The sequence below is a fragment of the Mycobacterium sp. 155 genome, from assembly GCF_000373905.1.
Taxonomy (GTDB): Bacteria; Actinomycetota; Actinomycetes; order Mycobacteriales; family Mycobacteriaceae; genus Mycobacterium.
In genome coordinates this window covers 4306903-4329811 of record NZ_KB892705.1, presented here as the reverse complement: position 1 = coordinate 4329811, position 22909 = coordinate 4306903, and the positions used below count along the sequence as shown (strand labels likewise).

The window sequence follows — 22909 nt, the reverse complement described above, 5'->3', positions numbered from 1 at the left end:
GACTAGGCCGCGTGACGACTAGCGACAAAGCCGACAACGAACTGCCGGCGCAGTGGAGCCACGAGCCGCATCACCATCTGGAGTTTCGGGCAGGCGACAAAGTCGTCGACATCGATCCTGATGCGACCCCGGGGTTCAAAGGTTCCAAGCGCGACGCACCCGAACTACAGGCTGAGCGCAACGCCCGGTTCGCCGGGCTGCAGGAGATGCTGTATGCGGCCAGCCGCGCAGGGGATTCACGCTCACTGCTGTTGGTGCTGCAGGGCATGGACACCGCCGGCAAGGGCGGCATCGTCAAACACGTTGTGGGAGCGGGTAATCCACAAGGTATCCGGTATGCGAGCTTCGGCAAGCCGACCGAGGAAGAGTTGGCGCACCACTACCTGTGGCGGATCCGCAAGGCACTGCCGCCGGCCGGCCATATCGGCGTGTTCGACCGGTCGCACTACGAGGACGTGCTCATCGTCCGGGTGCACAGTCTGGTTCCGCCGGACGTCTGGGAAGCCCGCTACGACGAGATCAACGCTTTCGAGAAGGAACTCGTCGACTCCGGCACCAAGATCGTCAAGGTCGCGATGTTCGTGTCGCTCGACGAGCAGAAGCGCCGGCTCTCCCAAAGACTGGACCGCACCGACAAATTCTGGAAGTACAACCCGGCCGATATCGACGAACGCATGCTCTGGCCGCAGTACCAGGAGGCCTATCAGGCTGTGCTGGACCGTACCTCGACCGAGTATGCGCCCTGGCACATCGTGCCGTGCAACCGCAAGTGGTACAGCCGGCTAGCCATCCTGGAGTTGCTCATCGAGGCGCTGAAGCAATTCGACTTGGCCTGGCCGGCAGCCGATTTCGATGTCGAAGCAGAGAAGCGGAGGCTCGCCTCGGCGTGATTGGTCCGCCGAGGCGGGAACCGGGCAGGCGTCGGAGTCCTCGGCAGCAAGTGGCTACCCGATGACGCGTCCGGCAACTGCGATACCGAGGACCCGAGATCGTCGCCCGCGCCTGGAATGCGCTCGACCGGGCGGGATATCCCCGCTAAGTGCACCGAGGAACTACTTGACGAGCGTGAACTGTCCGATGTTGGTGATGCCGCGACGGAAGAAGTCGGCGCAACCGGTCAGGTACTTCATGTACCGGTCGTAGACCTCCTGGCCCTGCATGGCGATGGCCTCGTCCTTCGCCGCTTCCAGGTTGGCAGCCCACATGTCCAGCGTGCGCGCGTAGTGCGGGCGCAGCAGGTGCGTGCGCTCCAGGGTGAAGCCCGAGTCCGCCGCGAGCTTCTCGATGTCCTCGACCGCGGGCAGCTGCCCACCGGGGAAGATCTCCTCGCCGATGAACTTCATGAACTTCAGGTCGCTGATGGTGAGCTTGATGCCGTTCTCACGGAAGAACTGCTGGGTGTGCGCCAAGATCGTGTGCAGCAGCATCCGGCCGCCGTTCTCAGGCAGGATGCTGTAGGCGCGCTCGAAGAAGATCGGGTAACGCTCGGCCTTGAAGGCCTCGAACGCGCCGATCGAGACGATCCGGTCGACGGGCTCGTCGAATTCCTCCCAGCCCTGCAGCCGGATGTCGACGGAGCGATTGGTGTCGATCTTGGCCAGCCGTTTCCGGGCCCACTCCGACTGGGCTTTGCTCAGCGTGATGCCGATGACGTTGACGTCAAATTTGGTGACAGCGCGCTCCAGGGCACCGCCCCAGCCACAGCCGATGTCAAGCAGCGTCATCCCGGGCTTCAGGTCGAGCTTGCCCAGGGCCAGATCGAACTTGGCGTTCTGCGACTCGTCGAGCGTCATGTCCTCGCGCTCGTAGTAGCCGCACGTGTAGCCCATGGTCGGCCCGAGCCACAGGGCAAAGAACTCGTTCGAGATGTCGTAGATCGACTGCGACTCCTCGTAGTACGGAGCAAGATCGGAATCGGCTTGTGACATACGACAGTAACCCTTTGCGTTTCTCTGCTGACAAGTAACCGGGCCCGGCCGGCGCGTGGCGCCGCGCAGACTCAAGACCGAGCCAGCAGGCCCTACCGAAGGTAGCGTAGCTAAGCGCGGCCCTGAGTGCCAGCGCGGATCCGTTCAGTAGGTGTAGAAGCCTTTCCCCGACTTCTTCCCGAGCTGCCCCGCCTCGACCATGCGCAGCAACAGCGGTGGAGCGGCATACAGCGGCTCCTTGAACTCTTCAAACATCTTGTCCGCGATCAGCTTTAATGTATCGAGGCCGACCAGGTCAGAGAGTCGCAGCGGGCCCATCGGATGCGAGAGTCCGGCGACGACCGCCTTGTCGACATCCTCGATCGTGGCGAATCCGCCCTCGACCATCCGGACTGCCGCAAGCAGGTACGGAACTAGCAACGCATTGACCACGAAACCGGACCGGTCAGCGCAGCGCACGACCTGCTTTCCGAGCACCGCGCTCGCGAACTCCTCGGCCCGCGCGGCCGCATCGTCGCTGGTCACGAGCGTGCTGACCAGCTCGACCAAGGGCAGCACCGGCACCGGGTTGAAGAAGTGCAGGCCCAGCACCCTGGCAGGATCCTGGGTAACCGCTGCGAGTTTCATGATCGGGATGCTCGAGGTGTTCGACGCCAGCACGGCGTCCGGGTCGGTGACCACCCGGTCGAGCTCGGCGAAGATCTTGGCCTTGACGTTCTCGTCCTCGATCACCGCTTCGATGACGAGTTGCCGGTCGGCGAGATCGGCCATGCTGGTGGTGAATTTGAGCTTTGCCAGTGCGTCGTCTTTTTCGCGCTCGGCGACTTTGCCCGCTTTCACACCGCGCTCCAGGGATTTGGTGATGCGGTTGCGTCCGGCGGCGATCAGCTCATCGGTGGTCTCGAAGACCAAGACGTCGGCGCCGGCCCGGGCCGACACCTCGGCAATGCCGGCGCCCATCTGCCCGGCGCCGATAACACCCACTCGTTCAATTTGATTGCTCATACTCGTTTAGTCCTCCTCGCGTCCGGGACATTCACTTTCGTCTCAATACTCGAACACGCGACAGGCCCCGCCCAAGATTTCTGAGCGGGGCCTGCGCTGTCAAGCTCAGTGGAACTGCCCCTCTTCGGTCGAGCCCGCAAGCGCGGTGGTCGAGCTGGTCGGATCCACGGTGGTGGCGATCCGGTCGAAGTAACCGGCGCCGACCTCGCGCTGGTGCTTGGTGGCGGTGTAGCCGCGCGCCTCGGCGGCGAACTCGCGTTCCTGCAGCTCGACGTAAGCGGCCATCTGGTTGCGGGCGTAACCGTGGGCCAGATCGAACATCGAGTAGTTCAGGGCGTGGAAGCCGGCCAGCGTGATGAACTGGAACTTGAAGCCCATCGCGCCGAGCTCCTTCTGGAACTTCGCGATGGTCGCGTCGTCCAGGTGCTTGCGCCAGTTGAACGACGGTGAGCAGTTGTAGGCCAACATCTGGTCGGGGAACTCGCTCTTGACACCCTCGGCGAACTTAGCCGCCAGCTCCAGATCCGGCGTGCCGGTCTCCATCCAGATCAGGTCGGAGTACGGCGCGTAGGCCCTGGCCCGGGCGATGCACGGTTCCAGGCCGTTGCGGACTCGGTAGAAGCCCTCGGCGGTGCGCTCGCCGGTGATGAACGGGCGGTCGCGCTCGTCGACGTCGCTGGTGATCAGGGTGGCGGCCTCGGCGTCGGTACGGGCGATGACGACGGTCGGCACGTCGGCCACGTCAGCCGCGAGCCTGGCAGATGTCAAAGTGCGGATGTGCTGCTGGGTCGGGATCAGCACCTTGCCGCCGAGGTGACCACACTTCTTCTCCGACGCCAGCTGGTCCTCCCAGTGCGAACCGGCCACACCCGCGGCGATCATGGCCTTCTGCAGCTCGTAGACGTTGAGCGCGCCGCCGAAGCCGGCCTCGCCGTCGGCGACGATCGGGGCCAGCCAATTCTCTACCGAGGTGTCCCCCTCGACCTTGGCGATCTCGTCGGCGCGCAGCAGCGCGTTGTTGATGCGGCGGACGACCTGCGGCACCGAGTTGGCCGGGTACAGGCTCTGGTCGGGGTAGGTGTGGCCGGACAGGTTGGCGTCGCCGGCGACCTGCCAACCCGACAGGTAGATGGCCTTGAGACCGGCGCGGACCTGCTGCACGGCCATGTTGCCGGTCAGCGCGCCGAGCGCATTGACGAAGTCCATGTTGTGGAGCTGATCCCACAGCACCTCGGCGCCCCGGCGGGCCAGGGTGGCCTCCTCGACGACATGCCCCTGCAGGGCGACGACGTCTGCCGGGGTGTAGGTGCGGGTGACGCCCCTCCAGCGGGGGTTGTGATCCCAGTCGTGCTGAATCTGTTCCGGTGACTTCGGGGTGCCCACGATCGACATAGGACTGCTCCTTCGGTTGCGAGATGCTGCGACGTCATCGATCTGTTAACACCACAACAACTTCACTGATGTGCTAATTCGACGATGGCACAGCACATAACCGCAGGTCCACATGTTTCAGTTGCCAATTTTCGCCAAATGGCCACGTTAACTTGCGAAGTTTGCAAAGAAGCATGTTGGCTTTACCGGTTCAGAAGCTACTCGCCGGTAACCGATTTACGCAGGTCAGTACGCTCGTACTGCTAAATCGGAAGCGATCAGAGGGAGAACAGCGCGGCGATCGCTTTGGCCTCGTCGCCGACCACATATGTGAGCGTTATAACAGTTCGATCGGCCAGCTCCGGCCCGAACTTGTCCGTCGACCCCGCCGGGTACACGTGCGAGAGGATCTCAAGCTTCTCGCCGAGAGCCACCGCCGCGTCGTGCTCGATGGCCACCCGCAGTGGTCCGGCGAGCAACTCCGGGCGGGAGTGCAGGTAGTCCTCGATGACTGTCCAGTAGACCGAGTTGTTCATGTGGTCGAACAGGTCGATGTCCGAAACCCGGACCGGATACTCCCTGATCTCGACAGCGTCCTCGCGGCTGCCCGGTTTCAAGTAGGGCTTCCAGCGCAGCCGGGACTCGTCCGTCGTTCGTCGCAGACCTTCGAGGAAGTCGTCGGAGATGCGGGCCGGCCCCTGGGTCTCGCGGTTGATGTTGATCCAGAACGCCTCGGATTCCATCAGGCCGCCCTTGCGGCCGTCTATGCGCACCCGCATCTCGCACCACCGGTTCGACGTCCCCGAACACCAGCGCCGCATCCGCAGCATGTCCTGGAACTCGACGGGACGGATCAGGTCGATCATGGTCCGCCGGACGATCCACAACGGGTGAGTCTCCTCGAAGCCCATCTCACGCAGCTGATCGGATCCGATGTCCTGGATGTGGCGGCACGCCGCATCGAACCGCAGCCGGCCCACCCGATCGATGTCGCCGACCCGCAGCGGCCATTCGCGGTCGAAGACGTCGGGATGCGGATCCAGTACCGGCATCATGACTTTGCCCAGTCCGGCCGTCGGCTTGTCTGCGGAATCCGTCATCTCGATCTCCCCAATCGGTCGCCTAGGGCGATCATGCCAGGCACCGCGATACCGCCCCAACGATCGCTCTGCCAAGCATGCAAAGCCACCCTTCACGCCGTAGTTAGGCTGGTTGACGTGGCAAAAACCTTCGTCGGCTCGCGGGTGCGGCAACTGCGCAGCGAACGCGGTTTCAGCCAGGCCGCACTGGCGCAGATGCTCGACATCTCCCCCAGCTACCTCAACCAGATCGAGCATGACGTCCGGCCCCTGACGGTGTCGGTGTTGCTGCGCATCACCGAGGTATTCGGCGTGGACGCCACCTTCTTCGCATCACACGACGACACCCGTTTGGTCGCCGAACTGCGCGAGGTAACGATGGACCGCGACCTCGGCATCGATGTCGACGTCGCCGAGGTCGCCGACATCGTCAACACCCACCCGACGCTGGCGCAGGCGATGGTCAATCTGCATCAACGCTATCGGCTCACCACAACACAACTCGCCGCAGTCACCGAAGGCCGATATTCCGACAGCAGCGGCAGCGGCTCGATCACCATGCCGCACGAGGAAGTTCGCGACTTCTTCTATCAACGGCAGAACTATCTACACGAACTCGACACCGCGGCAGAAGATTTCACCATCCGCATGAGGATGCACCGGGCCGAGCTTTCGCGCGAGCTCTCCGAGCGACTCACCATGGTGCACGGTGTGCGCATCGTCAAACGTATCGACCCCGGCGACACGGTGATGCACCGCTACGACCCGCAGACCAAGACGCTGGAGATCGGCGGCCACCTTTCCTCGGGGCAGTACGTGTTCAAGCTCGCTGCCGAGCTGGCTTATCTGGAATTCGGCGACCTGATCGATGCGCAGGTCGCCGAAGGAAACTTCACCAGTGACGAATCACGTAAGCTCGCGCGGCTGGGGCTGGCCAATTACTTCGCGGCCGCGACGATGTTGCCCTACCGGCAGTTCCACGAGGTCGCCGAGAACTTCCGCTACGACGTCGAGCGTCTGTCCGCCTTCTACTCCGTGAGCTATGAGACTGTCTCCCATCGACTTTCGACGCTGCAACGCCCGTCGATGCGTGGCGTGCCGTTGTCGTTCGTCCGCGTCGACCGGGCCGGGAACATGTCAAAGCGCCAGTCCGCCACCGGTTTCCACTTCTCTTCCTCGGGCGGCACCTGCCCGTTGTGGAACGTCTACGAGACATTCGGCAACCCGGGCAAGATCCTGGTGCAGATCGCGCAGATGCCCGACGGACGCAATTACATGTGGGTGGCCCGCACCGTCGAGCGCCGCGCTTCGCGATATGGCCAGCCCGGCAAGACTTTCGCGATCGGTCTCGGATGCGAATTGCGTCATGCCCATCGGCTGGTCTACTCCGATGGCCTCGACCTCTCGGGTGAGGTCAGCACGCCGATCGGATCCGGTTGCCGGGTATGCGAACGCGACAACTGCCCTCAGCGGGCCTTCCCCGCCCTCGGGAGGGCGCTGGACCTCGACGAACACCGCTCGACGGTGTTGCCGTATCTGGTCAAGAAGTCCTGAATTTTGCCGCGACTCGGGGTTCGTACCCCCAGCCGGACACACCCCTATGCCAGACTCGGCTAGGTGAGCACACTTGAGCCTGCCCGCATCGCACCGGGCGGATTCCGGGAGCTGGGGCCGATCAACTGGGTCATCGCCAAGGCGGGCGCGCGGGCCATCCGGGCACCGCGGTTCACCCTGTTCAACGTGCTCGGTCAGCACAAGCTGCTGTTCCTGGCCTGGTTACCGTCAGCAGGTCTACTGCTCGGACCGCTCGGCAAGCTGCCTCGCAAAGACGCCGAACTGGTGATCCTGCGCGTCGCACACCTGCGTGACTGCGAGTACGAACTGCAACAGCACCGCCGGCTGGCGCGCACCCGTGGGGTGGACAGTGAAACCCAGGCCCGCATCTTCGAGGGTCCCGACGCCGAGGGTCTGACCGATCAGCAGCGGGTCCTCATCACCGCGACCGACGAGTTCGTTGTCACCCGCTCGATGTCATCGGAGACCTGGGCCGCGCTCTCGGCGATCCTCAGCCGCACCCAGCTCATCGAATTCTGCATGCTGGCAGGGCAATACGATGCGCTGGCGGCAACGATGACGACGCTGCGGATCCCGCTGGACTTCCCCGACTGAAGCGCGCTTAGAGGTACGTCACCCCGAGCACCGCGATCGACAACAGCACCGGCGAGACCGGTAGCAGCCACAGGAACGCCGCCCATGCGTTGGCCTCCTGCTGATACTTGCGCCAGCCCAGCACGCCCCCCGCCACACCGACGAGAAAGGACACCGCAGCCACCACCAGCACCCACTGGTTGACGTAGCCGCTGTCGGTGGCCAACGAAATCGCCATCAGCCACAGGATGTGGCCGACGACCAATCCGCCGATACCGGCGACGATCTCGTTTCTCAAAAGTTGATCATGTGGCCGGTGAGGCCGTGGAAGCATTCCTGCAGCGCTTCCGACAGGGTCGGATGGGTGTGCACGTTGCGGGCCAGCTCGTTGGCGGTCAGGTCCCACTTCTGCGCCAGGGTCAGCTCCGGCAGCAACTCGGAGACGTCGGGTCCGATCAGGTGACCGCCGAGCAACTCCAAGTGCTTCTTGTCGGCGATCAGTTTGACGAACCCGGTCGGATCGGCCAGGCCGTGCGCCTTGCCGTTGGCAGTGAACGGGAACTTTGCGACGACGACGTCGTACCCCTCGGCGCGGGCCTGCTCCTCGGTCAATCCGAAACTGGCGACCTGCGGCTGGCAGAACGTGGCCCGCGGCATCATCCGGTAGTCCCCGAGTGGCAACGTCTCGGCACCACCGATGGTCTCGGCGGCCACCACACCTTGGGCCTCGGCCACGTGCGCGAGCTGCAGCTTGCCGGTGACATCACCGATCGCATAAATGTTGGGCACGTTGGTGCGCATGTAGTCATCGATGCCGATGGCCTTGCGGTCGGTCAACGCCACCCCCGCCGCCTCCAGCCCCATGCCCTCGACATTGGGCGCAAACCCGATGGCCTGCAGCACCTTGTCGGCTTTAAGCTCCTCGGTCTTGCCGTCCTTGCTCACGGTGACGGTTACGGGCCCCTCACCGCCCTCGTCGGCGATGCCTTCGACCTTGGTGCCGGTGAGGATCTTCACGCCCAACTTCTTGTACTGCTTTTCGATCTCCTTGGACACCTCGACGTCCTCGTTGGGCAGTGCGCGCGGCAGAAACTCCACGATGGTGACATCGACGCCGTAGTTCTTGAGCACATAGGCGAACTCCATGCCGATGGCCCCTGCCCCGGCGATGATGATCGACGAAGGCAACTCGCGGGAAAGGATCTGCGTCTCGTAGGTGACCACGTTGTCCGACAGCGTGGTTCCGGGCACCAGCCGCGTCGAGGACCCGGTGGCGATGATGGCATGGGAGAACGTGACCTCTTCAGTGCCACCGTCGTTGAGCTTGACCGAGATCGCATTCGGCCCGGTGAAGGTGCCGTAGCCGTGGATCTCGGTGATCTTGTTCTTCTTCATCAGGAAGTGCACACCGGCGACCCGGCCCTCGGCGACCTTGCGGCTGCGGTCGAACGCCGCACCGTAATCGAAGCTGGCCTCGCCGCTGATGCCGAAGGTCTTGGCTTCCTTGGCGAAGATGTGGGCGAGCTCGGCATTGCGCAGCAACGCCTTCGACGGGATACACCCGACGTTGAGGCACACCCCACCCCAATACCTGGGTTCGATGATGGCAGTGTTCAGCCCCAGTTGAGCGGCACGAATAGCCGCAACGTATCCACCAGGACCAGCTCCGAGAACAACAACGTCAAAGTGGGTCACGCCCCCACCCTAGTGGGCGAGGCAATGTCCCCACCGAGTGATCCGGGTGAATCACTACCTCTGAGGCACCGGGCAGGCGTCGGAGGCCTCGGCCACGATGTGGCTACCCGTATCCGCCGGGCGCTTGCCGGCCGCGTACTCGGCGCCGGTCGGCGGCGGGCACGCGGCGAGTTCGTCGATCTCGGCGGCGGTGAACGCCCGGCCGCGCGACAAGAAGCGCATGCCTTCAGGCGCCTCCAGGCTGAACCCGCCGCCCCGGCCCGGCACCACATCGATGACCAACTGGGTGTGTTTCCACGCGTCGAACTGCGGCCCGGAGATCCACACCGGCACACCGGCGTTACCCACGTCGAGGACACCCAGCAGGATGTCGCGGTCCCCGACGATGAAATCACCCTCGGGATAACACATGGGCGACGACCCATCACAGCACCCGCCGGACTGGTGAAACATCAACGCCCCGTGCCGCTCCTGCAATGTCACTAGCAGGTCCGCGGCGGATTGGGTGATGAGGACTCTGCCGGTCATGTCTAGAAGAATCCTTGGGCTTTGTTGCTGTAGGACACCAGCAGGTTCTTGGTCTGCTGGTAGTGATCCAGCATCATCTTGTGGTTCTCGCGGCCGATCCCGGACTGCTTGTACCCACCAAACGCCGCGTGGGCAGGGTACTGGTGGTAGCAGTTGGTCCACACCCGACCCGCCTTGATATCCCGCCCAGCCCGGTAAGCGGTATTACCGTCACGACTCCACACACCCGCGCCCAGGCCGTACAGCGTGTCATTAGCGATGCTGATCGCATCGTCATAATCACCGAACGAGGTCACCGACACCACCGGGCCGAAAATCTCCTCCTGGAAAATCCGCATCCTATTGTCCCCCGAGAAAATCGTCGGCTGAATATAAAACCCACCAGCCAGCTCACCCCCCAGATCCGCCCGCTCCCCACCAGTGACCACCGTGGCGCCTTCAGACTTCCCAATCTCGATATAGGACAAGATCTTCTCGAACTGGTCGTTGGAGGCCTGCGCGCCGATCATCGTCTCGGTATCCAACGGATCGCCCTGCCGCACCGCCTTGGTGCGAATCGCCGCCAACTCCACAAACTCATCGAAAATGTCAGCCTGAATCAGGCTGCGCGACGGACACGTACACACCTCACCCTGATTCAGGGCGAACATCGTGAACCCCTCCAACGCCTTATCCTGAAAGTCGTCATTGGCGGCCATCACATCACTGAAGAAAATATTGGGGCTCTTGCCGCCGAGTTCCAGGGTGACCGGAATCAAATTTTGACTGGCGTACTGCATGATTAACCGGCCCGTCGTGGTCTCCCCGGTAAATGCAATCTTGGCGATTCGATTCGACGAGGCCAACGGTTTACCCGCCTCCACGCCGAACCCGTTGACAATGTTCACCACCCCCGCCGGCAACAAATCAGCGATCAACGAAAACAGATACAGGATCGAGGCCGGGGTCTGCTCAGCAGGCTTGAGCACCACCGCATTACCCGCCGCCAACGCCGGCGCCAACTTCCACGTCGCCATCAAAATCGGGAAATTCCACGGAATGATCTGCCCGACCACCCCCAACGGCTCGTGGAAGTGGTAGGCGACCGTATCCTCATCGATCTGCGACAACGACCCTTCTTGCGCCCGGATCGCCCCCGCGAAATACCGGAAATGATCCACCGCCAACGGAATATCAGCGTTGAGCGTCTCCCGGATCGGCTTCCCGTTATCCCACGACTCCGCCAGCGCAATCGACCCGAGATTCTCCTCAATCCGATCAGCAATCCTGTTCAACACCACCGCCCGCTGCGCCGGCGAGGTCTTACCCCACGCCGGTGCCGCCGCATGCGCCGCATCCAACGCCTTCTCCACGTCGGCCTCGGTCGACCGCGGCACCTCACAAAACACCTGCCCCGTCACCGGCGACGCATTCTCGAAATACCGACCCTCAACGGGGGCCACCCACTCACCACCAACAAAATTGCCGTAACGCGACTCAAAAGACATCAGGGCGTCGGCAGCCCCCGGGCGTGAAAACACGGTCATGATCGACTCCTCGTGAGGCGGTGTAACACAGATCACATTACGCGTGCGGGCACAATGTTGAGGTGACAGACGATCCGTACCTGTGGCTCGAGGACATCACCGGCGAAGACGCCCTGGACTGGGTTCGCAAGCACAACGATGCGACGGTTGCGGCCCTGAGCGGTGACCGGTTCGACGAGTTGCGCGACCAGGTGCTCGAGGTGCTCGACACCGACGCCCGCATTCCGTACGTGAGCCGCCGGGGCGAGTACCTCTACAACTTCTGGCGTGACGAGGCCAATCCGCGTGGTCTCTGGCGCCGCACCACGCTGGACAGTTACCGCACCGATGAGCCCGACTGGGACGTCATCATCGATCTCGACGAGCTCGCCCGCTCCGAGGACGAGAACTGGGTGTGGGCCGGCCCTGAAGTCATCGAGCCCGAACACACGCTGGCATTGATCAGCCTGTCCCGCGGCGGAGCCGATGCCACGGTGGTTCGTGAATTCGATATGCGCACAAAGCAATTCGTCCCTGACGGCTTCGAGCTGCCGGAGGTGAAGTCGTCGGTGTCATGGGAAGACGAGAACACCCTGCTGGTGTGCACCGACTTCGGCGAGGGGTCGATGACCGAATCGGGTTATCCACGGATCGCCAAGCGGTGGCGCCGCGGCGAGCCGCTGGAGAACGCCGAGACGGTGTTCGCCGCAGAGCCGACGGATGTCCGGGTCATCGCCAGCGTGGACCGGACGCCCGGTTTCGAGCACACCCGCGTCGGCCGCTACACCAATTTCTACAACCGGCTCCGCTACGAGGTGCGCGACGGCGAGCTGATCCTCATCGACGTTCCGACGGACGCCACGACCTCGACTCACCGCGAGTGGATGCTGATCTCACTGCGCAACGACTGGCAGGTCGGCGATGTGACGTACCCGGCGGGCAGCTTGCTGGCCACCAACTTCGACGAATTTCTTTCCGGCACAGGCGAACTCGTCCCGATATACGAGCCGGATGAGCACAGCTGCCTGTCCGAGGCCAGCTGGACCAGGGACAAGCTGGTGCTGGTCACTCGGCGCGATGTCGCCAGCCACATCGAGATCGTCACACCCGGCACCTGGGATCGCGTGGATGCGCCCGGCATCCCGGTGGGCGACGAGACCGTCGTGGTCGAGACGGACCCGCTGGGCGACGAGGTCTTCTACGACTCAAGTGGTTTCACCAGGCCGTCGCGCCTGCTGCACGGGACCGCAGGCGGTGCGCTGCAAAAGCTCAAATCCGCGCCGGCATTCTTCGACGCCGACGGTATCGACGTCGCACAGTATTTCGCCACCTCGGCCGACGGCACCGCGATCCCCTATTTCGTGGTCGGACAGCGGTCCACGCCGAGCCCTACGTATCTCTATGGCTACGGCGGATTCCAGAATTCGTTGACACCGGGCTATTCGGGCGGTATCGGCCGGACCTGGCTGGCTCGCGGCGGCACCTACGTGGCGGCCAACATTCGCGGTGGTGGCGAGTACGGGCCGCGCTGGCACACCGGGGCGATGCGGGAGAACCGCCACCTGGTGTACGAGGATTTCGCCGCCGTGGCAGCCGATTTGGTGCGGCGCGGCATCACCACCGTCGAGCAGCTCGGTGCGGCGGGCGGCAGCAACGGTGGCCTGCTCATGGGCGTCATGCTGACGCAGTATCCGGAGTTGTTCGGGGCCCTGGTGTGCAGCGTGCCGTTGCTCGACATGAAGCGCTATCACCTGCTGCTGGCCGGGGCGTCCTGGGTGGCCGAATATGGCGACCCCGACAATCCGGACGACTGGGAGTTCATCTCGAAATACTCGCCGTACCAGAATGTTTCGACTGATCGCCATTATCCCCCGATCCTTATCACCACCTCGACGCGGGACGATCGGGTGCACCCGGGGCATGCCCGCAAGATGACGGCGGCACTGGAGGCCGCGGGGCACGACGTGACCTATTACGAGAACATCGAGGGCGGGCACGGCGGCGCCGCGGACAACAAGCAGGCTGCGTTCAAGGCCGCGCTGACCTATGAGTTCCTGTGGCGAAAGCTCGGCGGCTGAGTGGCTGGAATGGCTACGTTCCGGCGCTACCTCGTCATCCAAGGGATGACGTTCGTCTTCGGCATCGTGGGCCCGATCTTTCTCGTCATCTTCTTCGCCTCTCAGCCGGAGCCGACGCTGAAGTGGATGTACTGGGCAGGCCTGTTCGTCACGACGGCCGATGTGCTCATCGCGTTGGCCATCACCGAGTCGAGCACCAGAGACTCTTGACTTCCGGCCCGAGCAGCTCAACACCATCGTCCCGCCCATGCCTGACGAGATCGAGAAGGCGATCGGCCTGGCCGAACGCGACCCGGAGATCGGGGTGGCCGCCAAGTTGGCACGGATTCCCTTGTCGCAGTTACAAGCCCAGAAACTCATCGTCAACCAGGCCTACGAGAACATGGGCGACGGACCATGGGGCGATTACAGCCAGGCGCCACCCGAGCACCGAGCACCGACCTGACCCGTCGCACGTCATCGAGCCTTGACTCTGCGTGTCGACGCCCGTGCTCGGAGTACTGACAGGGCACACTCCATGCATGCCATCGTCATCCATGCCTGCTCTGGAGTTGCTGGGCCGGGTCGGGTTGGCGACGCGCCAGTGTGAGCTTGCTGCCCGAGATCCGATCTGCGCGATGGTCTATCCGCGACGGGGCTGCGGCCTCCTGGTTCGGAGGGGCCCGCTGAGATGCGCGTGACGGAGTTCTTCGAACAGACAACGACAGCATTCGAAGTACTGGGCGTCTTGTCGATGGTGCTGGGGTTCCTGTTCGCCTTCGTCCTGGCCCTACGCACCTGGCGGAGAAGCGGCGATGGCGGCCGGGCATTCAAGACGCTGCGAGATTCACTGGGCGGGGCGATTCTGCTCGGACTGGAGCTGCTCGTTGCGGCGGACATCGTCAAGACCGTCACCGCCACGCCGTCACTCACCGATGCCGCCGTACTCGGCATGATCGTGCTCATCCGCACGGTGCTGAGCATCTCGATCGAGATCGAAGTCGACGGAGTCGCACCATGGCGCAAGGCGTTGACCACCGGACCGCAGGTGTTGGCCCGCACAGCCCGCGCATCCGGGCGGGTCGATCCCACCGTCTGAGTCTGGCGGGCTACCGGTCAGCCGGGCGACGACGCAATCCGCCCAGCATCGCCACGATCACCCCGAACACCACCAGCCCGCCGCCGACAGCCAGGGTCAGGTTGAGCCACTGATGCAGGCCGGCAATGGCATGGTTGACCATCGCGTCGGCGGCCTGCCGGATGTCACCGCTGGTGTGGTTGAGGACGTCGTTGAGGTAGCGTCGCGCCACCTCAAGCCCCGCCCACCCGGCCGCGCCGACAAGCAACGCCGACACACCCAGCGCGGCAAGCGCTTTACCCCGGGAGCGGGCAGCGGCCAGGGTCAGCAGGGCGAACACCCCGGCCAGTACCGCCGCGCCCACGCTGACCCAGGGACCCCACACCGCCAGAGGCCGCAGCTTGCCGGGCTGCAACGCGTCGGGAGCCGACGTTGCGATCGGCACGGTGAGCGTCTGCGGCACCGTGACGTTGAACTGCGAAAGAGTCTGCTGGAAGGACGAATCCGACAGCATGGGGGCCAGGTCGACGACCCAGGAGCCGTTCTCGTCGCGGGACAGCCGGTTGGTGAACATCCAGGTGTGGGCGATCCCGTTGGCCTTGGCGAACTGACCGGGAAACTCTGCGCTCGCGGTGTAAGCGTTGGCCACGCCACGCACCAGTGCGGCGTTCACTTCTGATCCGCTCCCGGACGCCAACGTGCGCACCTGGGTGGTGAGCTCACCGGCCACCGCCTGCTGCAGCTGCGGATCCTTCGCCGCACCCGCCGCGAAGGCCGAGTAGCCCTCCTGGTCGACGATGTTCTTCTGGGCCCACGCCGTGGGTACCGCAACGGCGAGAAACACCGTCGTCAGCACCCACAGGAACAGCGCCATCACGAAGCGCACGCCGTCCTCCTCTTCTGGTTGGGGACGGCCTGGGTCGGGTCCAAAATCAATCCGAGAGCGCACGCCCCACGATCAGCGGATCGGCCTGGCCGACCACCTCATGGTCCTTGTTGTCGTAGTTGAACTTACCCAGCACGTAGCGCATCGCGTTGATGCGGGCGCGCTTCTTGTCGTTGCTCTTCACCACGGTCCACGGCGCGATCTCGGTGTCCGTCCAGGCGAACATGTCCTCTTTGGCCGCGGTGTAGTCCTCCCACTTGTCCAGCGATGCAAGGTCGGTAGGTGAGAGCTTCCACTGCCGCACCGGATCCACCTGACGGATCGTGAACCGGGTGCGCTGCTCGGACTGGGTCACCGAGAACCACAGTTTGGTCAGGCTGATGCCGTCGTTGACGAGCATCTGCTCGAACAGCGGTGCCTGCCGGATGAATTCGGCGTGCTGTTTGGGCGTGCAGTAGTCCATCACCCGCTCGACGCCGGCCCTGTTGTACCAGGACCGGTCGAACAGCACGATCTCACCGGCGGCCGGCAAGTGGTTGACGTAGCGCTGGAAGTACCACTGCGTGCGTTCCTTCTCGGTCGGCTTCTCCAGCGCGACGACCCGGGCACCGCGCGGGTTGAGGTGCTCCATGAACCGCTTGATAGTGCCACCCTTGCCCGCGGCGTCCCGGCCCTCGAACACGATGACGTGCCGAAGCCCGTTGCCCTGGCTCCACTTCTGCAGCTTGAGCAACTCGATCTGCAGCAGCCGCTTCTGCTCCTCGTAGTCGGCCCGCTTCATCCGCTCGTCGTACGGGTAGCCCTCGCGCCACGTGTCGACCACCTCGCCGCTGGGCAGAAGCAGCAGCTCGGGGTCGTCGTCATCGTCGTCGCGGACGGCATAGCCTTCAACAACAGAGTTATCCAGAGTGGTCACCCGCCGAAAGTAGCCAGCTCGTCGTACAGACAGGTGACTGCGGGATGAACGCCAGGTGGCGTCGCGTTCGGATTACTTGGCGACTCGCCGGGGGCGCGCGAGCGCCAGCCAGGTCACCAGTTTGTTCATCCGGGCCAGCGCCTTGTGGGAGTTGTTGTAGTAGCTGCCGCCCGCGACCTTTCTCGTGCGGGGCACCACGACGGTCTCCTGTTTGCAGAACTTGCGCACGCCATCGACACCGCCGAACCGGGCGCCGATACCGGAGGTCTTCCAGCCGCCCATCGGGGCGGTGGTGCACATCAGGTTGGAGATCACGTCATTGATGTTGACCGCGCCGCAATCCAATTGCAGGGCAATTGCTTTCGCCCGGTCGATGTCCTGGGAGAACACCGAGGCGCTCAGCCCGTACTGGCTGTCGTTGGCCAGCCGCACGGCTTCCTCGACGGAGCTCACCCTCATGATCGGCAGGGTCGGGCCGAAGGTCTCCTCGGTCATGCACGACATCGAGTGGTCGACGTCGACCAGCACCGTCGGCGGATAGAAGCTACCTTCCCCATCCCGCCGCTTGCCGCCGGTCAGCGCCTTGGCGCCCGCTGCGACGGCCTGGCTGACGTGCCGATCGGTGATCGCGACCTGGCTGTCGTCGATCTGCGAGCCGAAGTGGTAGCCCTCGCCGGAGCCCATCTTGAGTTTCTCCACGGCACGCACTACGGCGGCCACGAACTGGTCGTAGATTGGCTCGAGCACGTAGACCCGCTCGACGGACACACAGGTCTGGCCGGCGTTGAACATTCCGCCCCACACCGCGGCGTTGGCCGCGAGTTGGATGTCGGCGTCCTCCAGCACGATCATCGGATCTTTGCCGCCGAGTTCGAGGCTTACGGGGGTGAGCCGACGGGCGGCGCGCTCCATCACCTTGGCGCCGGTGGCGCTAGAGCCGGTGAACTGGATGTAGTCGGAGTTGTCGATGACGGCCTCGGACACCTCACGGGCACCCTGGGCCAGCGCCAGCACCTCGGGGGCGCCGGAATCCAGCCAGCCGCGCAGCAGCACCTCGGCGGTAAGCGGGGTGCGCTCAGACGGCTTGAGCAGCACAGCGCATCCGGCGGCCAGGGCACCGATCGCGTCCATCATCGCGTTGGCGACAGGGTAGTTCCACGGCGCGATGATGCCGACCACAGGGCGGGGCCGGTAGTGGACGGTAATCTTCTTGACCGACAAGAACAGTAAGGGTGCCGGACGGACGTCAGGCGCCATGGCCTTCTCGACCGTCTTGATGTAGTACGACAGGATCACGATCAGCAGCGGCACCTCTTGAGCCGCGTCGACCGCCGACTTGCCGGTCTCGGCGATCAGCAGCTTCTCGATCTCGTCGCGGTGCTCCCCCAGCCACACGGCGTAGCGAGCCAGTACCTTGGCACGCCCCTTGGCGCCGCGGGCCTCCCACTCGCGCTGCGCCTCGCGCAGCCCGGCGGTGATCCGCGGCACGTCGACCGCATCGGTCCAGCGCACCCGGCCGGCGACCGCACCGGTCGCGGGGCTGTGGATGGTGCCGAATCCAGTGAACGGAGCCGGCCGATCGACATGAGGCGTCGCGGTCATGGGGCAATGTTAACCATCATTTGTGACCCACGTCGCAGCAGGGTTGACACCTGTCAAGTGCGGGTTCGGCTCATCGAGCCTGCGCCCCGGGCCGCGCTCTCAGCTAACTGCTGACGCGGTCTGCCGATCACGCCGGGCCACCAAGGCCACCAGGCACACCACCGACGTCGAGAACAGCATCGCGCCGACGGTGTCGGTGAAGTAGTGATACGTGATGGCCTGGCCGAACATGGCCAGCACAGCCAAGGAAGCCGCGACGACCACCGCCCACACCGCGACACCCGCCGCGACCACCAGCAGGCCGAACACCACCACCGCGAATGTGGTGTGGCCGCTCGGATAGCACAACGAACCGCCCTTCTCGCGGCCGAACATCCGCTTACACAGCTGTACGGCAACGATGGCCAGCGGCGGGCTGAGCAGCATCGCGATCGCCAGCCGCCACTGTCTTCGGCGCAACGTCACCGCGATCACGCCCACTAAGACCAGCGCCACCGCCGGCGGATACGTGAACAGCAGAAACACGTTGCGGTACCGCCCCATCTCCCAGCCCAGCCGCTGGAACCAGGTGTCGATCCCGGTCGGCCCCTGGCCAATGGCCCAGCCCAGCAACAGCATGACCGCCAGCCCGATCGGCGGCCACCACCGGGCGATCACCCGGTCATGCCGCGCAGATACGCGGCCTGACCCAGGTGCTGTGCGCAGTCATCGACGATGCTGACCAACCGCACGCTCGCAGTCACCGGCGGATTCCAGCGGGTATCGACGATGCGGCTCAGTTCGACGGGCGTGACGGTGGCGATGTACTCCAGCGTCACCTTGTGCACGGCCCGGTAGTAGCCGGCCAGCAGGTGTGCGGGGGCGCGCACCTTCGCGACGTCGGCGGCGCTGTGGCCGTAGCCCATGTCGTCGCGCTGCAAGTCGAGACCGAAACGATCCACCCACCCGTCGCGGAACCACACCTGTTCGAACCCCGCGATGTCGCACAGCTGCAGATCCTGGCCGCGGGCACTGTGCCAGATCAGCCAGGCGATGCTGTTCGCCTGCGGCGTCGGGCGATAGGTCGCGGCTTCGTCGCTGAGCCCATCGGTGAGATCGTCGACGTGCTCGATCAGCCGGGAGAAGGCATCGCGCAACAGTTCGCGGACGGCATCGGATTCGGCAGAGGTCATGACAGCGACGCTACCCGGCGCGCCCCCTTGACCCCTGCGCCGACGATCGTCGTACGTTGGTTGGATGAGCAACGACGGGATATCGGTGGCCGCGTCATGACTGTGAAGGTGGATCTGGATCAACTGGCCGAGGCGATGGCCGACTTCACGTTCGCCTATCTGATCACCGTCGGCGAGGACTTCCGGGCACATACCGTGGCCGTCGACCCCGTGCTGGTCGACAGCGTCATCCAGGTCGGCGCTGCCGGCCGCCACACCCGCGCCAATCTGGCCGAACACGCGGCTGTCACGGTGATCTGGCCACCCCGCGAGCCCGGTGGTTACTCCCTGATCGTCGACGGCACCGGTGAACTGAGCGGCGACGACGTGCGCGTTGTTCCCAACCGCGCGGTGCTGCACCGCAAAGCAGAACCCGAAGCACCCTCGGCTCCCAGCGGCTGCCTGCACGACTGCGTGCCGCTCGAAAAAAGCTGAGTAGTTCCGATCTCCGGAGATCTGCGCCCCGAGTTAGCCATATCTCGCGGCACCCCATCTAGTTGACCACGGAAATACCTCCCGCTACGAGTTTGCCCGAATCGCATTGCAGCGGGGTGAGTCGGCCGTTACTGTCTCATCACCAACGCGTCATGGCTTTGCCCTCGGCGCGGCGGGCATATGCGGGAGGGTCTGTATGTCTGGTCGTCATGCGCGTAACGAGCGGTCAGCTCGTCGGTCTGTCGCGGGTACTGCGGCGGTCGCCGCCAGCTGTGTACTCATCACCCCGGTCGCGCTGAACAGCCCGACCATCGCCGCGACTTTGGCGAACTATGTGATCGGGGTGGGCGGCAACGACGACCCGTCCAGCAGCAACATCAAGAACAAGCTCGACGGGCAGTACAGCGACGCGAACGGTGTCGAGTATTTGGCATCGATCTGGCCGGTCAGCGGACTCACGGCACCGACCTTTGCGCAGTCGGTGAATGACGGTAACGGCCAACTCGGCGCGGCAATCGCGAATTCGGGCTCGCCCAACACCCCTGACGATCACATTGTCGTCGTCGGTTATTCCCTCGGTGCCGTAGTGGCCAACAAGCAGCGGCAGGAGCTCAACACGGACCCTGACAATGCGCCGGCGAACCTCGAGTTCGTCCTCATCGCCAACGCCAACAAGCCCAACGGGGGCATCTTCGCCCGATTCCCTTGGCTCTACGTGCCTTTGGCGGACATCCAGTCCACCGGCGCGGTGGGCCCGGATCAGTTCACGACCACCGACATCACTCGGGAGTACGACCCCTACGGCGACTTCCCGGCGTACTTCAACCCGTTGTCACTGGCGAACGCAGCGGCGGCGGTGGTGTATGTGCATCCTGACGCCAACTACGACAACATCGACATGAGCCAGTATTCCGACGCCAACGCAGTGAGCATTGAAACGAACGGCGACACAACGACTTACCACTACTCGGATGGCTCCACCAAGACCGTCGTCAACCAGGACGGCGAGGCTACCACCACCTACTATGTGATCCACACCGATCACCTGCCGCTGCTGATGCCCCTGCGCCAAGCCGCTGACGTGCTGGGCGTGTCGCAGGGTGGCATCGACGCCGTCGAGCCCGTCGTGCGGACGGTCGTCGACATGGGTTACGACCGCACCACCAGCCCCGCCACTGCGACGCAGTTCAGTTTCATCACGCCGCCACAAAAGGTCATCGAGGCCGCCCAGGCTCTGCCGGGCGCGGCCCAGCAGGGTGTCAACAACTTCCAGGACCCACCGCCGGCCGTACACACCGGGATCGCCACCGAACCGACTCAGGTCCAAGCACCCACGAATGCTACTGCCGCACAGATCAATTCAACGCCTTCCGAGAAGCCGGCGCGGTTGATCCCGCTGGCACTGCCCTCGCTGACGAAACCCGCCGCGACCGCATCCGAGGCGCCGGCTGCCACCGACGTCAAGACCGGCGTTCGAACCGACCTCAAGAAGACCCTGAAGCCACCGAAACTGTCTGCATCACAACGGTCTTCGGGCCTGCCGAAGATGCCGTCACTGCGAGATGCCGCCAAATCACTCCCCCACCCCGGCACTTCGAAGACCGCCAAGCCAAAGACCGATACCAGCGACGACAAGAACGCCGCGTAGCGCTGCAGAATCGAAAAAGCCCGGCTCCCAAAAGGAGCCGGGCTTTCCCGTAAAAGAGCAGGACTTAGAAGTCCATACCGCCCATGCCACCGGTCGGGTCGCCCGCAGGTGCGGCGGCCTTCTCCGGCTTGTCGGCGACGACGGCCTCGGTGGTGAGGAACAGCGCCGCGATGGACGCCGCGTTCTGCAGCGCCGAGCGGGTGACCTTCACCGGGTCGGCAACGCCGGCCTTGAGCAGGTCCTCGTACTCGCCGGTGGCGGCGTTGAGCCCCACACCCGGCTTGGCGTTGGTGACCTTCTCGGCGACAACGCCGGGCTCGAGCCCACCGTTGAAGGCGATCTGCTTCAGCGGAGCCGACAGCGCGACGCGGACGATGTTCGCGCCAGTGGCCTCGTCGCCGGTGAGCTTCAGCTCCTCCAGCGCCGGAGCCGACTGCAGCAGGGCCACGCCGCCACCGGCGACGATGCCCTCCTCGACGGCGGCCTTCGCGTTGCGGACGGCGTCCTCGATGCGGTGCTTGCGCTCCTTGAGCTCCACCTCGGTGGCAGCACCGGCCTTGATCACCGCAACACCGCCGGCCAGCTTGGCCAGGCGCTCCTGCAGCTTCTCGCGGTCGTAGTCGGAGTCGCTGTTCTCGATCTCGGCACGGATCTGGGCCACGCGACCGGCGATGGCATCGCTGTCGCCAGCGCCCTCGACGATGGTGGTCTCATCCTTGGTCACGACGACCTTGCGGGCCTGGCCCAGCAGCGCGACATCGGCGGTCTCCAGCGAGAGGCCGACCTCTTCGCTGATGACCTGGCCACCGGTGAGGATGGCGATGTCCTGCAGCATGGCCTTGCGGCGGTCACCGAAGCCCGGGGCCTTGACGGCGACGGACTTGAAGGTGCCACGGATCTTGTTGACCACCAGGGTCGACAGGGCTTCGCCCTCGACGTCCTCGGCGATGATCAGCAGGGGCTTGCCGGACTGGATGACCTTCTCCAGCAGCGGCAGCAGGTCCTTGACGGTCGACACCTTGGAGCTGACCAGCAGGATGTAGGGATCCTCCAGGACGGCTTCCTGACGCTCGGCGTCGGTCACGAAGTAACCCGAGATGTAGCCCTTGTCGAAGCGCATACCCTCGGTGAGCTCCAGCTGCAGGCCGAAGGTGTTGGACTCCTCGACGGTGATGACACCCTCGTTGCCAACCTTGTCCATGGCCTCGGCGATCAGGTCGCCGATGGACTGGTCGCCGGCCGAGATACCGGCGGTGGCAGCGATCTGCTCCTTGGTCTCGACCTCCTTGGCGCTCTTCAGCAGCGTCTCGGTGACCTTCTCGACGGCCTTCTCGATGCCGCGCTTCAGACCGAGCGGGTTGGCGCCGGCAGCGACGTTGCGCAGACCTTCGCGAACCAGGGCCTGGGCCAGGACGGTGGCGGTGGTGGTGCCGTCGCCAGCGACGTCGTCGGTCTTCTTGGCGACCTCTTTGACCAGCTCAGCGCCGATCTTCTCGTACGGGTCCTCCAGCTCGATCTCCTTGGCGATGGAAACCCCATCGTTGGTGATCGTGGGGGCGCCCCACTTCTTCTCCAGGACGACGTTGCGACCCTTGGGGCCCAGCGTGACCTTTACCGCGTCGGCGAGGGCGTTCAGGCCCCGCTCGAGGCCGCGACGGGCCTCTTCGTCATACGCAATTGTCTTAGCCATTGCGAAGTGATTCCTCCGGTTAGGGGATCGCACGTTCTGTGGTCGGGTTTAGTGCCCGCGACGGACGACTGGGGTGTGCTCCCGCAGGTGCGGCCCCGGCCTCACCGTCCCGACCTAGCACTCACTA

The 22909-nt window shown here is 64.4% G+C and carries 22 protein-coding genes and 2 pseudogenes; 10 read left to right on the top strand and 14 right to left on the bottom strand.

Annotation, left to right across the window (positions count from 1 at the left end):
- Window positions 1–11: 11 nt before the first annotated feature.
- Window positions 12–890 (top strand): polyphosphate kinase 2 family protein, encoded by an 879-nt coding sequence (locus B133_RS0120630; RefSeq protein WP_018603741.1) that lies wholly within the window; start codon window positions 12–14, stop codon window positions 888–890.
- A 162-nt stretch (window positions 891–1052) separates the two neighbouring features.
- Here B133_RS0120630 and B133_RS0120625 read toward each other — a convergent pair whose 3' ends face one another.
- The 4 genes from B133_RS0120625 to B133_RS0120610 form a co-directional block, all read right to left on the bottom strand.
- The gene (locus B133_RS0120625) at window positions 1053–1928 is read right to left on the bottom strand and encodes a cyclopropane mycolic acid synthase family methyltransferase (RefSeq protein WP_018603740.1); all 876 of its coding nucleotides are present in this window, start codon (window positions 1926–1928) and stop codon (window positions 1053–1055) included.
- Between the two features lie 144 nt (window positions 1929–2072).
- A complete protein-coding gene (locus B133_RS0120620) occupies window positions 2073–2933 on the bottom strand; it encodes a 3-hydroxybutyryl-CoA dehydrogenase (RefSeq protein ID WP_026256691.1) in 861 nt (286 codons plus the stop codon).
- A 105-nt stretch (window positions 2934–3038) separates the two neighbouring features.
- Window positions 3039–4325 (bottom strand): isocitrate lyase, encoded by a 1287-nt coding sequence (aceA, locus tag B133_RS0120615; RefSeq protein ID WP_018603736.1) that lies wholly within the window; start codon window positions 4323–4325, stop codon window positions 3039–3041.
- A 257-nt stretch (window positions 4326–4582) separates the two neighbouring features.
- The gene (locus B133_RS0120610) at window positions 4583–5404 is read right to left on the bottom strand and encodes an acyl-[acyl-carrier-protein] thioesterase (protein WP_018603732.1); all 822 of its coding nucleotides are present in this window, start codon (window positions 5402–5404) and stop codon (window positions 4583–4585) included.
- Between the two features lie 117 nt (window positions 5405–5521).
- On the opposite strand from B133_RS0120610, the gene ramB reads away from it, so the two are divergent.
- Window positions 5522–6937 carry an acetate metabolism transcriptional regulator RamB gene (gene ramB, locus B133_RS0120605; RefSeq protein WP_018603731.1) on the top strand — a complete coding sequence of 472 codons (1416 nt, stop codon included), beginning with the start codon at window positions 5522–5524 and terminating at the stop codon, window positions 6935–6937.
- 63 nt (window positions 6938–7000) lie between these two features.
- Window positions 7001–7552, top strand: coding sequence for a carboxymuconolactone decarboxylase family protein (locus B133_RS0120600; RefSeq protein WP_018603729.1), 552 nt, complete (start codon window positions 7001–7003; stop codon window positions 7550–7552).
- Between the two features lie 7 nt (window positions 7553–7559).
- Here B133_RS0120600 and B133_RS0120595 read toward each other — a convergent pair whose 3' ends face one another.
- From B133_RS0120595 to adh, 4 genes are read right to left on the bottom strand one after another with little or no spacing between them, the layout of a single operon-like run.
- Window positions 7560–7829 carry a hypothetical protein gene (locus B133_RS0120595; RefSeq protein WP_018603728.1) on the bottom strand — a complete coding sequence of 90 codons (270 nt, stop codon included), beginning with the start codon at window positions 7827–7829 and terminating at the stop codon, window positions 7560–7562.
- Window positions 7826–9226: a dihydrolipoyl dehydrogenase gene (gene lpdA, locus B133_RS0120590; RefSeq protein ID WP_026256690.1), complete on the bottom strand. Its 1401-nt coding sequence runs from the start codon at window positions 9224–9226 to the stop codon at window positions 7826–7828. The genes B133_RS0120595 and lpdA overlap by 4 nt, the downstream gene beginning before the upstream one ends.
- Before the next feature lie 54 nt (window positions 9227–9280).
- Complete coding sequence (locus tag B133_RS0120585) at window positions 9281–9754, bottom strand: DUF779 domain-containing protein (protein WP_026256689.1); 474 nt, start codon at window positions 9752–9754, stop codon at window positions 9281–9283.
- Between the two features lie 2 nt (window positions 9755–9756).
- Window positions 9757–11280, bottom strand: coding sequence for an aldehyde dehydrogenase (gene adh / locus B133_RS0120580; RefSeq protein WP_018603725.1), 1524 nt, complete (start codon window positions 11278–11280; stop codon window positions 9757–9759).
- Between the two features lie 62 nt (window positions 11281–11342).
- On the opposite strand from adh, the gene B133_RS0120575 reads away from it, so the two are divergent.
- The 5 genes and pseudogenes from B133_RS0120575 to B133_RS0120560 all read left to right on the top strand — a co-directional run bounded on the left by B133_RS0120575 (window position 11343) and on the right by B133_RS0120560 (window position 14415).
- Window positions 11343–13337 carry a prolyl oligopeptidase family protein gene (locus B133_RS0120575; RefSeq protein ID WP_018603724.1) on the top strand — a complete coding sequence of 665 codons (1995 nt, stop codon included), beginning with the start codon at window positions 11343–11345 and terminating at the stop codon, window positions 13335–13337.
- 9 nt (window positions 13338–13346) lie between these two features.
- Window positions 13347–13547, top strand: coding sequence for a hypothetical protein (locus B133_RS0120570; RefSeq protein WP_026256688.1), 201 nt, complete (start codon window positions 13347–13349; stop codon window positions 13545–13547).
- Window positions 13548–13551: 4 nt separating this feature from the next.
- Window positions 13552–13644, top strand: a pseudogene (locus B133_RS25405) (enoyl-CoA hydratase); the annotation flags it as partial.
- Window positions 13642–13807, top strand: a pseudogene (locus B133_RS24525) (enoyl-CoA hydratase); the annotation flags it as partial. The pseudogenes B133_RS25405 and B133_RS24525, both read left to right, overlap by 3 nt.
- A 200-nt stretch (window positions 13808–14007) precedes the next feature.
- Window positions 14008–14415 (top strand): DUF1622 domain-containing protein, encoded by a 408-nt coding sequence (locus tag B133_RS0120560; RefSeq protein WP_018603720.1) that lies wholly within the window; start codon window positions 14008–14010, stop codon window positions 14413–14415.
- A 10-nt stretch (window positions 14416–14425) separates the two neighbouring features.
- Here the strand turns inward: B133_RS0120560 and B133_RS0120555 are convergent, their stop codons facing one another.
- The 5 genes from B133_RS0120555 to B133_RS0120535 form a co-directional block, all read right to left on the bottom strand.
- Window positions 14426–15280, bottom strand: a complete 855-nt coding sequence (locus tag B133_RS0120555) for a hypothetical protein (protein WP_018603718.1) — start codon at window positions 15278–15280, stop codon at window positions 14426–14428.
- 46 nt (window positions 15281–15326) lie between these two features.
- Complete coding sequence (gene ppk2, locus B133_RS0120550) at window positions 15327–16196, bottom strand: polyphosphate kinase 2 (RefSeq protein WP_018603716.1); 870 nt, start codon at window positions 16194–16196, stop codon at window positions 15327–15329.
- A 72-nt stretch (window positions 16197–16268) separates the two neighbouring features.
- Window positions 16269–17798, bottom strand: a complete 1530-nt coding sequence (locus tag B133_RS0120545; RefSeq protein WP_018603714.1) for an aldehyde dehydrogenase family protein — start codon at window positions 17796–17798, stop codon at window positions 16269–16271.
- A gap of 99 nt (window positions 17799–17897) precedes the next feature.
- A complete protein-coding gene (locus B133_RS0120540) occupies window positions 17898–18455 on the bottom strand; it encodes a hypothetical protein (protein ID WP_018603713.1) in 558 nt (185 codons plus the stop codon).
- Window positions 18452–18970 carry a mycothiol transferase gene (locus B133_RS0120535; RefSeq protein WP_018603711.1) on the bottom strand — a complete coding sequence of 173 codons (519 nt, stop codon included), beginning with the start codon at window positions 18968–18970 and terminating at the stop codon, window positions 18452–18454. The genes B133_RS0120540 and B133_RS0120535 overlap by 4 nt, the downstream gene beginning before the upstream one ends.
- 96 nt (window positions 18971–19066) lie before the next feature.
- Between B133_RS0120535 and B133_RS0120530 the strand changes: the two genes are divergently transcribed.
- Both B133_RS0120530 and B133_RS23075 read left to right on the top strand, forming a co-directional pair.
- Complete coding sequence (locus tag B133_RS0120530) at window positions 19067–19444, top strand: hypothetical protein (protein ID WP_018603709.1); 378 nt, start codon at window positions 19067–19069, stop codon at window positions 19442–19444.
- A gap of 196 nt (window positions 19445–19640) precedes the next feature.
- The gene (locus tag B133_RS23075) at window positions 19641–21092 is read left to right on the top strand and encodes a PE-PPE domain-containing protein (protein WP_018603707.1); all 1452 of its coding nucleotides are present in this window, start codon (window positions 19641–19643) and stop codon (window positions 21090–21092) included.
- Between the two features lie 64 nt (window positions 21093–21156).
- On the opposite strand, the gene groL is transcribed toward B133_RS23075, so the two are convergent.
- The gene (gene groL, locus B133_RS0120520; RefSeq protein ID WP_018603705.1) at window positions 21157–22782 is read right to left on the bottom strand and encodes a chaperonin GroEL; all 1626 of its coding nucleotides are present in this window, start codon (window positions 22780–22782) and stop codon (window positions 21157–21159) included.
- Window positions 22783–22909 lie beyond the last annotated feature (127 nt).

Coding starts and splice junctions, on each gene's coding strand:
- B133_RS0120625 (WP_018603740.1), bottom strand. CDS start 1,928: ATGTCACAAGCCGATTCCGATCTTGCTCCGTACTACGAGGAGTCGCAG.
- B133_RS0120620 (WP_026256691.1), bottom strand. CDS start 2,933: ATGAGCAATCAAATTGAACGAGTGGGTGTTATCGGCGCCGGGCAGATG.
- aceA (WP_018603736.1), bottom strand. CDS start 4,325: ATGTCGATCGTGGGCACCCCGAAGTCACCGGAACAGATTCAGCACGAC.
- B133_RS0120610 (WP_018603732.1), bottom strand. CDS start 5,404: ATGACGGATTCCGCAGACAAGCCGACGGCCGGACTGGGCAAAGTCATG.
- B133_RS0120585 (WP_026256689.1), bottom strand. CDS start 9,754: ATGACCGGCAGAGTCCTCATCACCCAATCCGCCGCGGACCTGCTAGTG.
- adh (WP_018603725.1), bottom strand. CDS start 11,280: ATGACCGTGTTTTCACGCCCGGGGGCTGCCGACGCCCTGATGTCTTTT.
- B133_RS0120570 (WP_026256688.1), top strand. CDS start 13,347: ATGGCTACGTTCCGGCGCTACCTCGTCATCCAAGGGATGACGTTCGTC.
- B133_RS0120560 (WP_018603720.1), top strand. CDS start 14,008: ATGCGCGTGACGGAGTTCTTCGAACAGACAACGACAGCATTCGAAGTA.
- B133_RS0120545 (WP_018603714.1), bottom strand. CDS start 17,798: ATGACCGCGACGCCTCATGTCGATCGGCCGGCTCCGTTCACTGGATTC.
- B133_RS0120535 (WP_018603711.1), bottom strand. CDS start 18,970: ATGACCTCTGCCGAATCCGATGCCGTCCGCGAACTGTTGCGCGATGCC.
- B133_RS0120530 (WP_018603709.1), top strand. CDS start 19,067: ATGACTGTGAAGGTGGATCTGGATCAACTGGCCGAGGCGATGGCCGAC.
- B133_RS23075 (WP_018603707.1), top strand. CDS start 19,641: ATGTCTGGTCGTCATGCGCGTAACGAGCGGTCAGCTCGTCGGTCTGTC.
- groL (WP_018603705.1), bottom strand. CDS start 22,782: ATGGCTAAGACAATTGCGTATGACGAAGAGGCCCGTCGCGGCCTCGAG.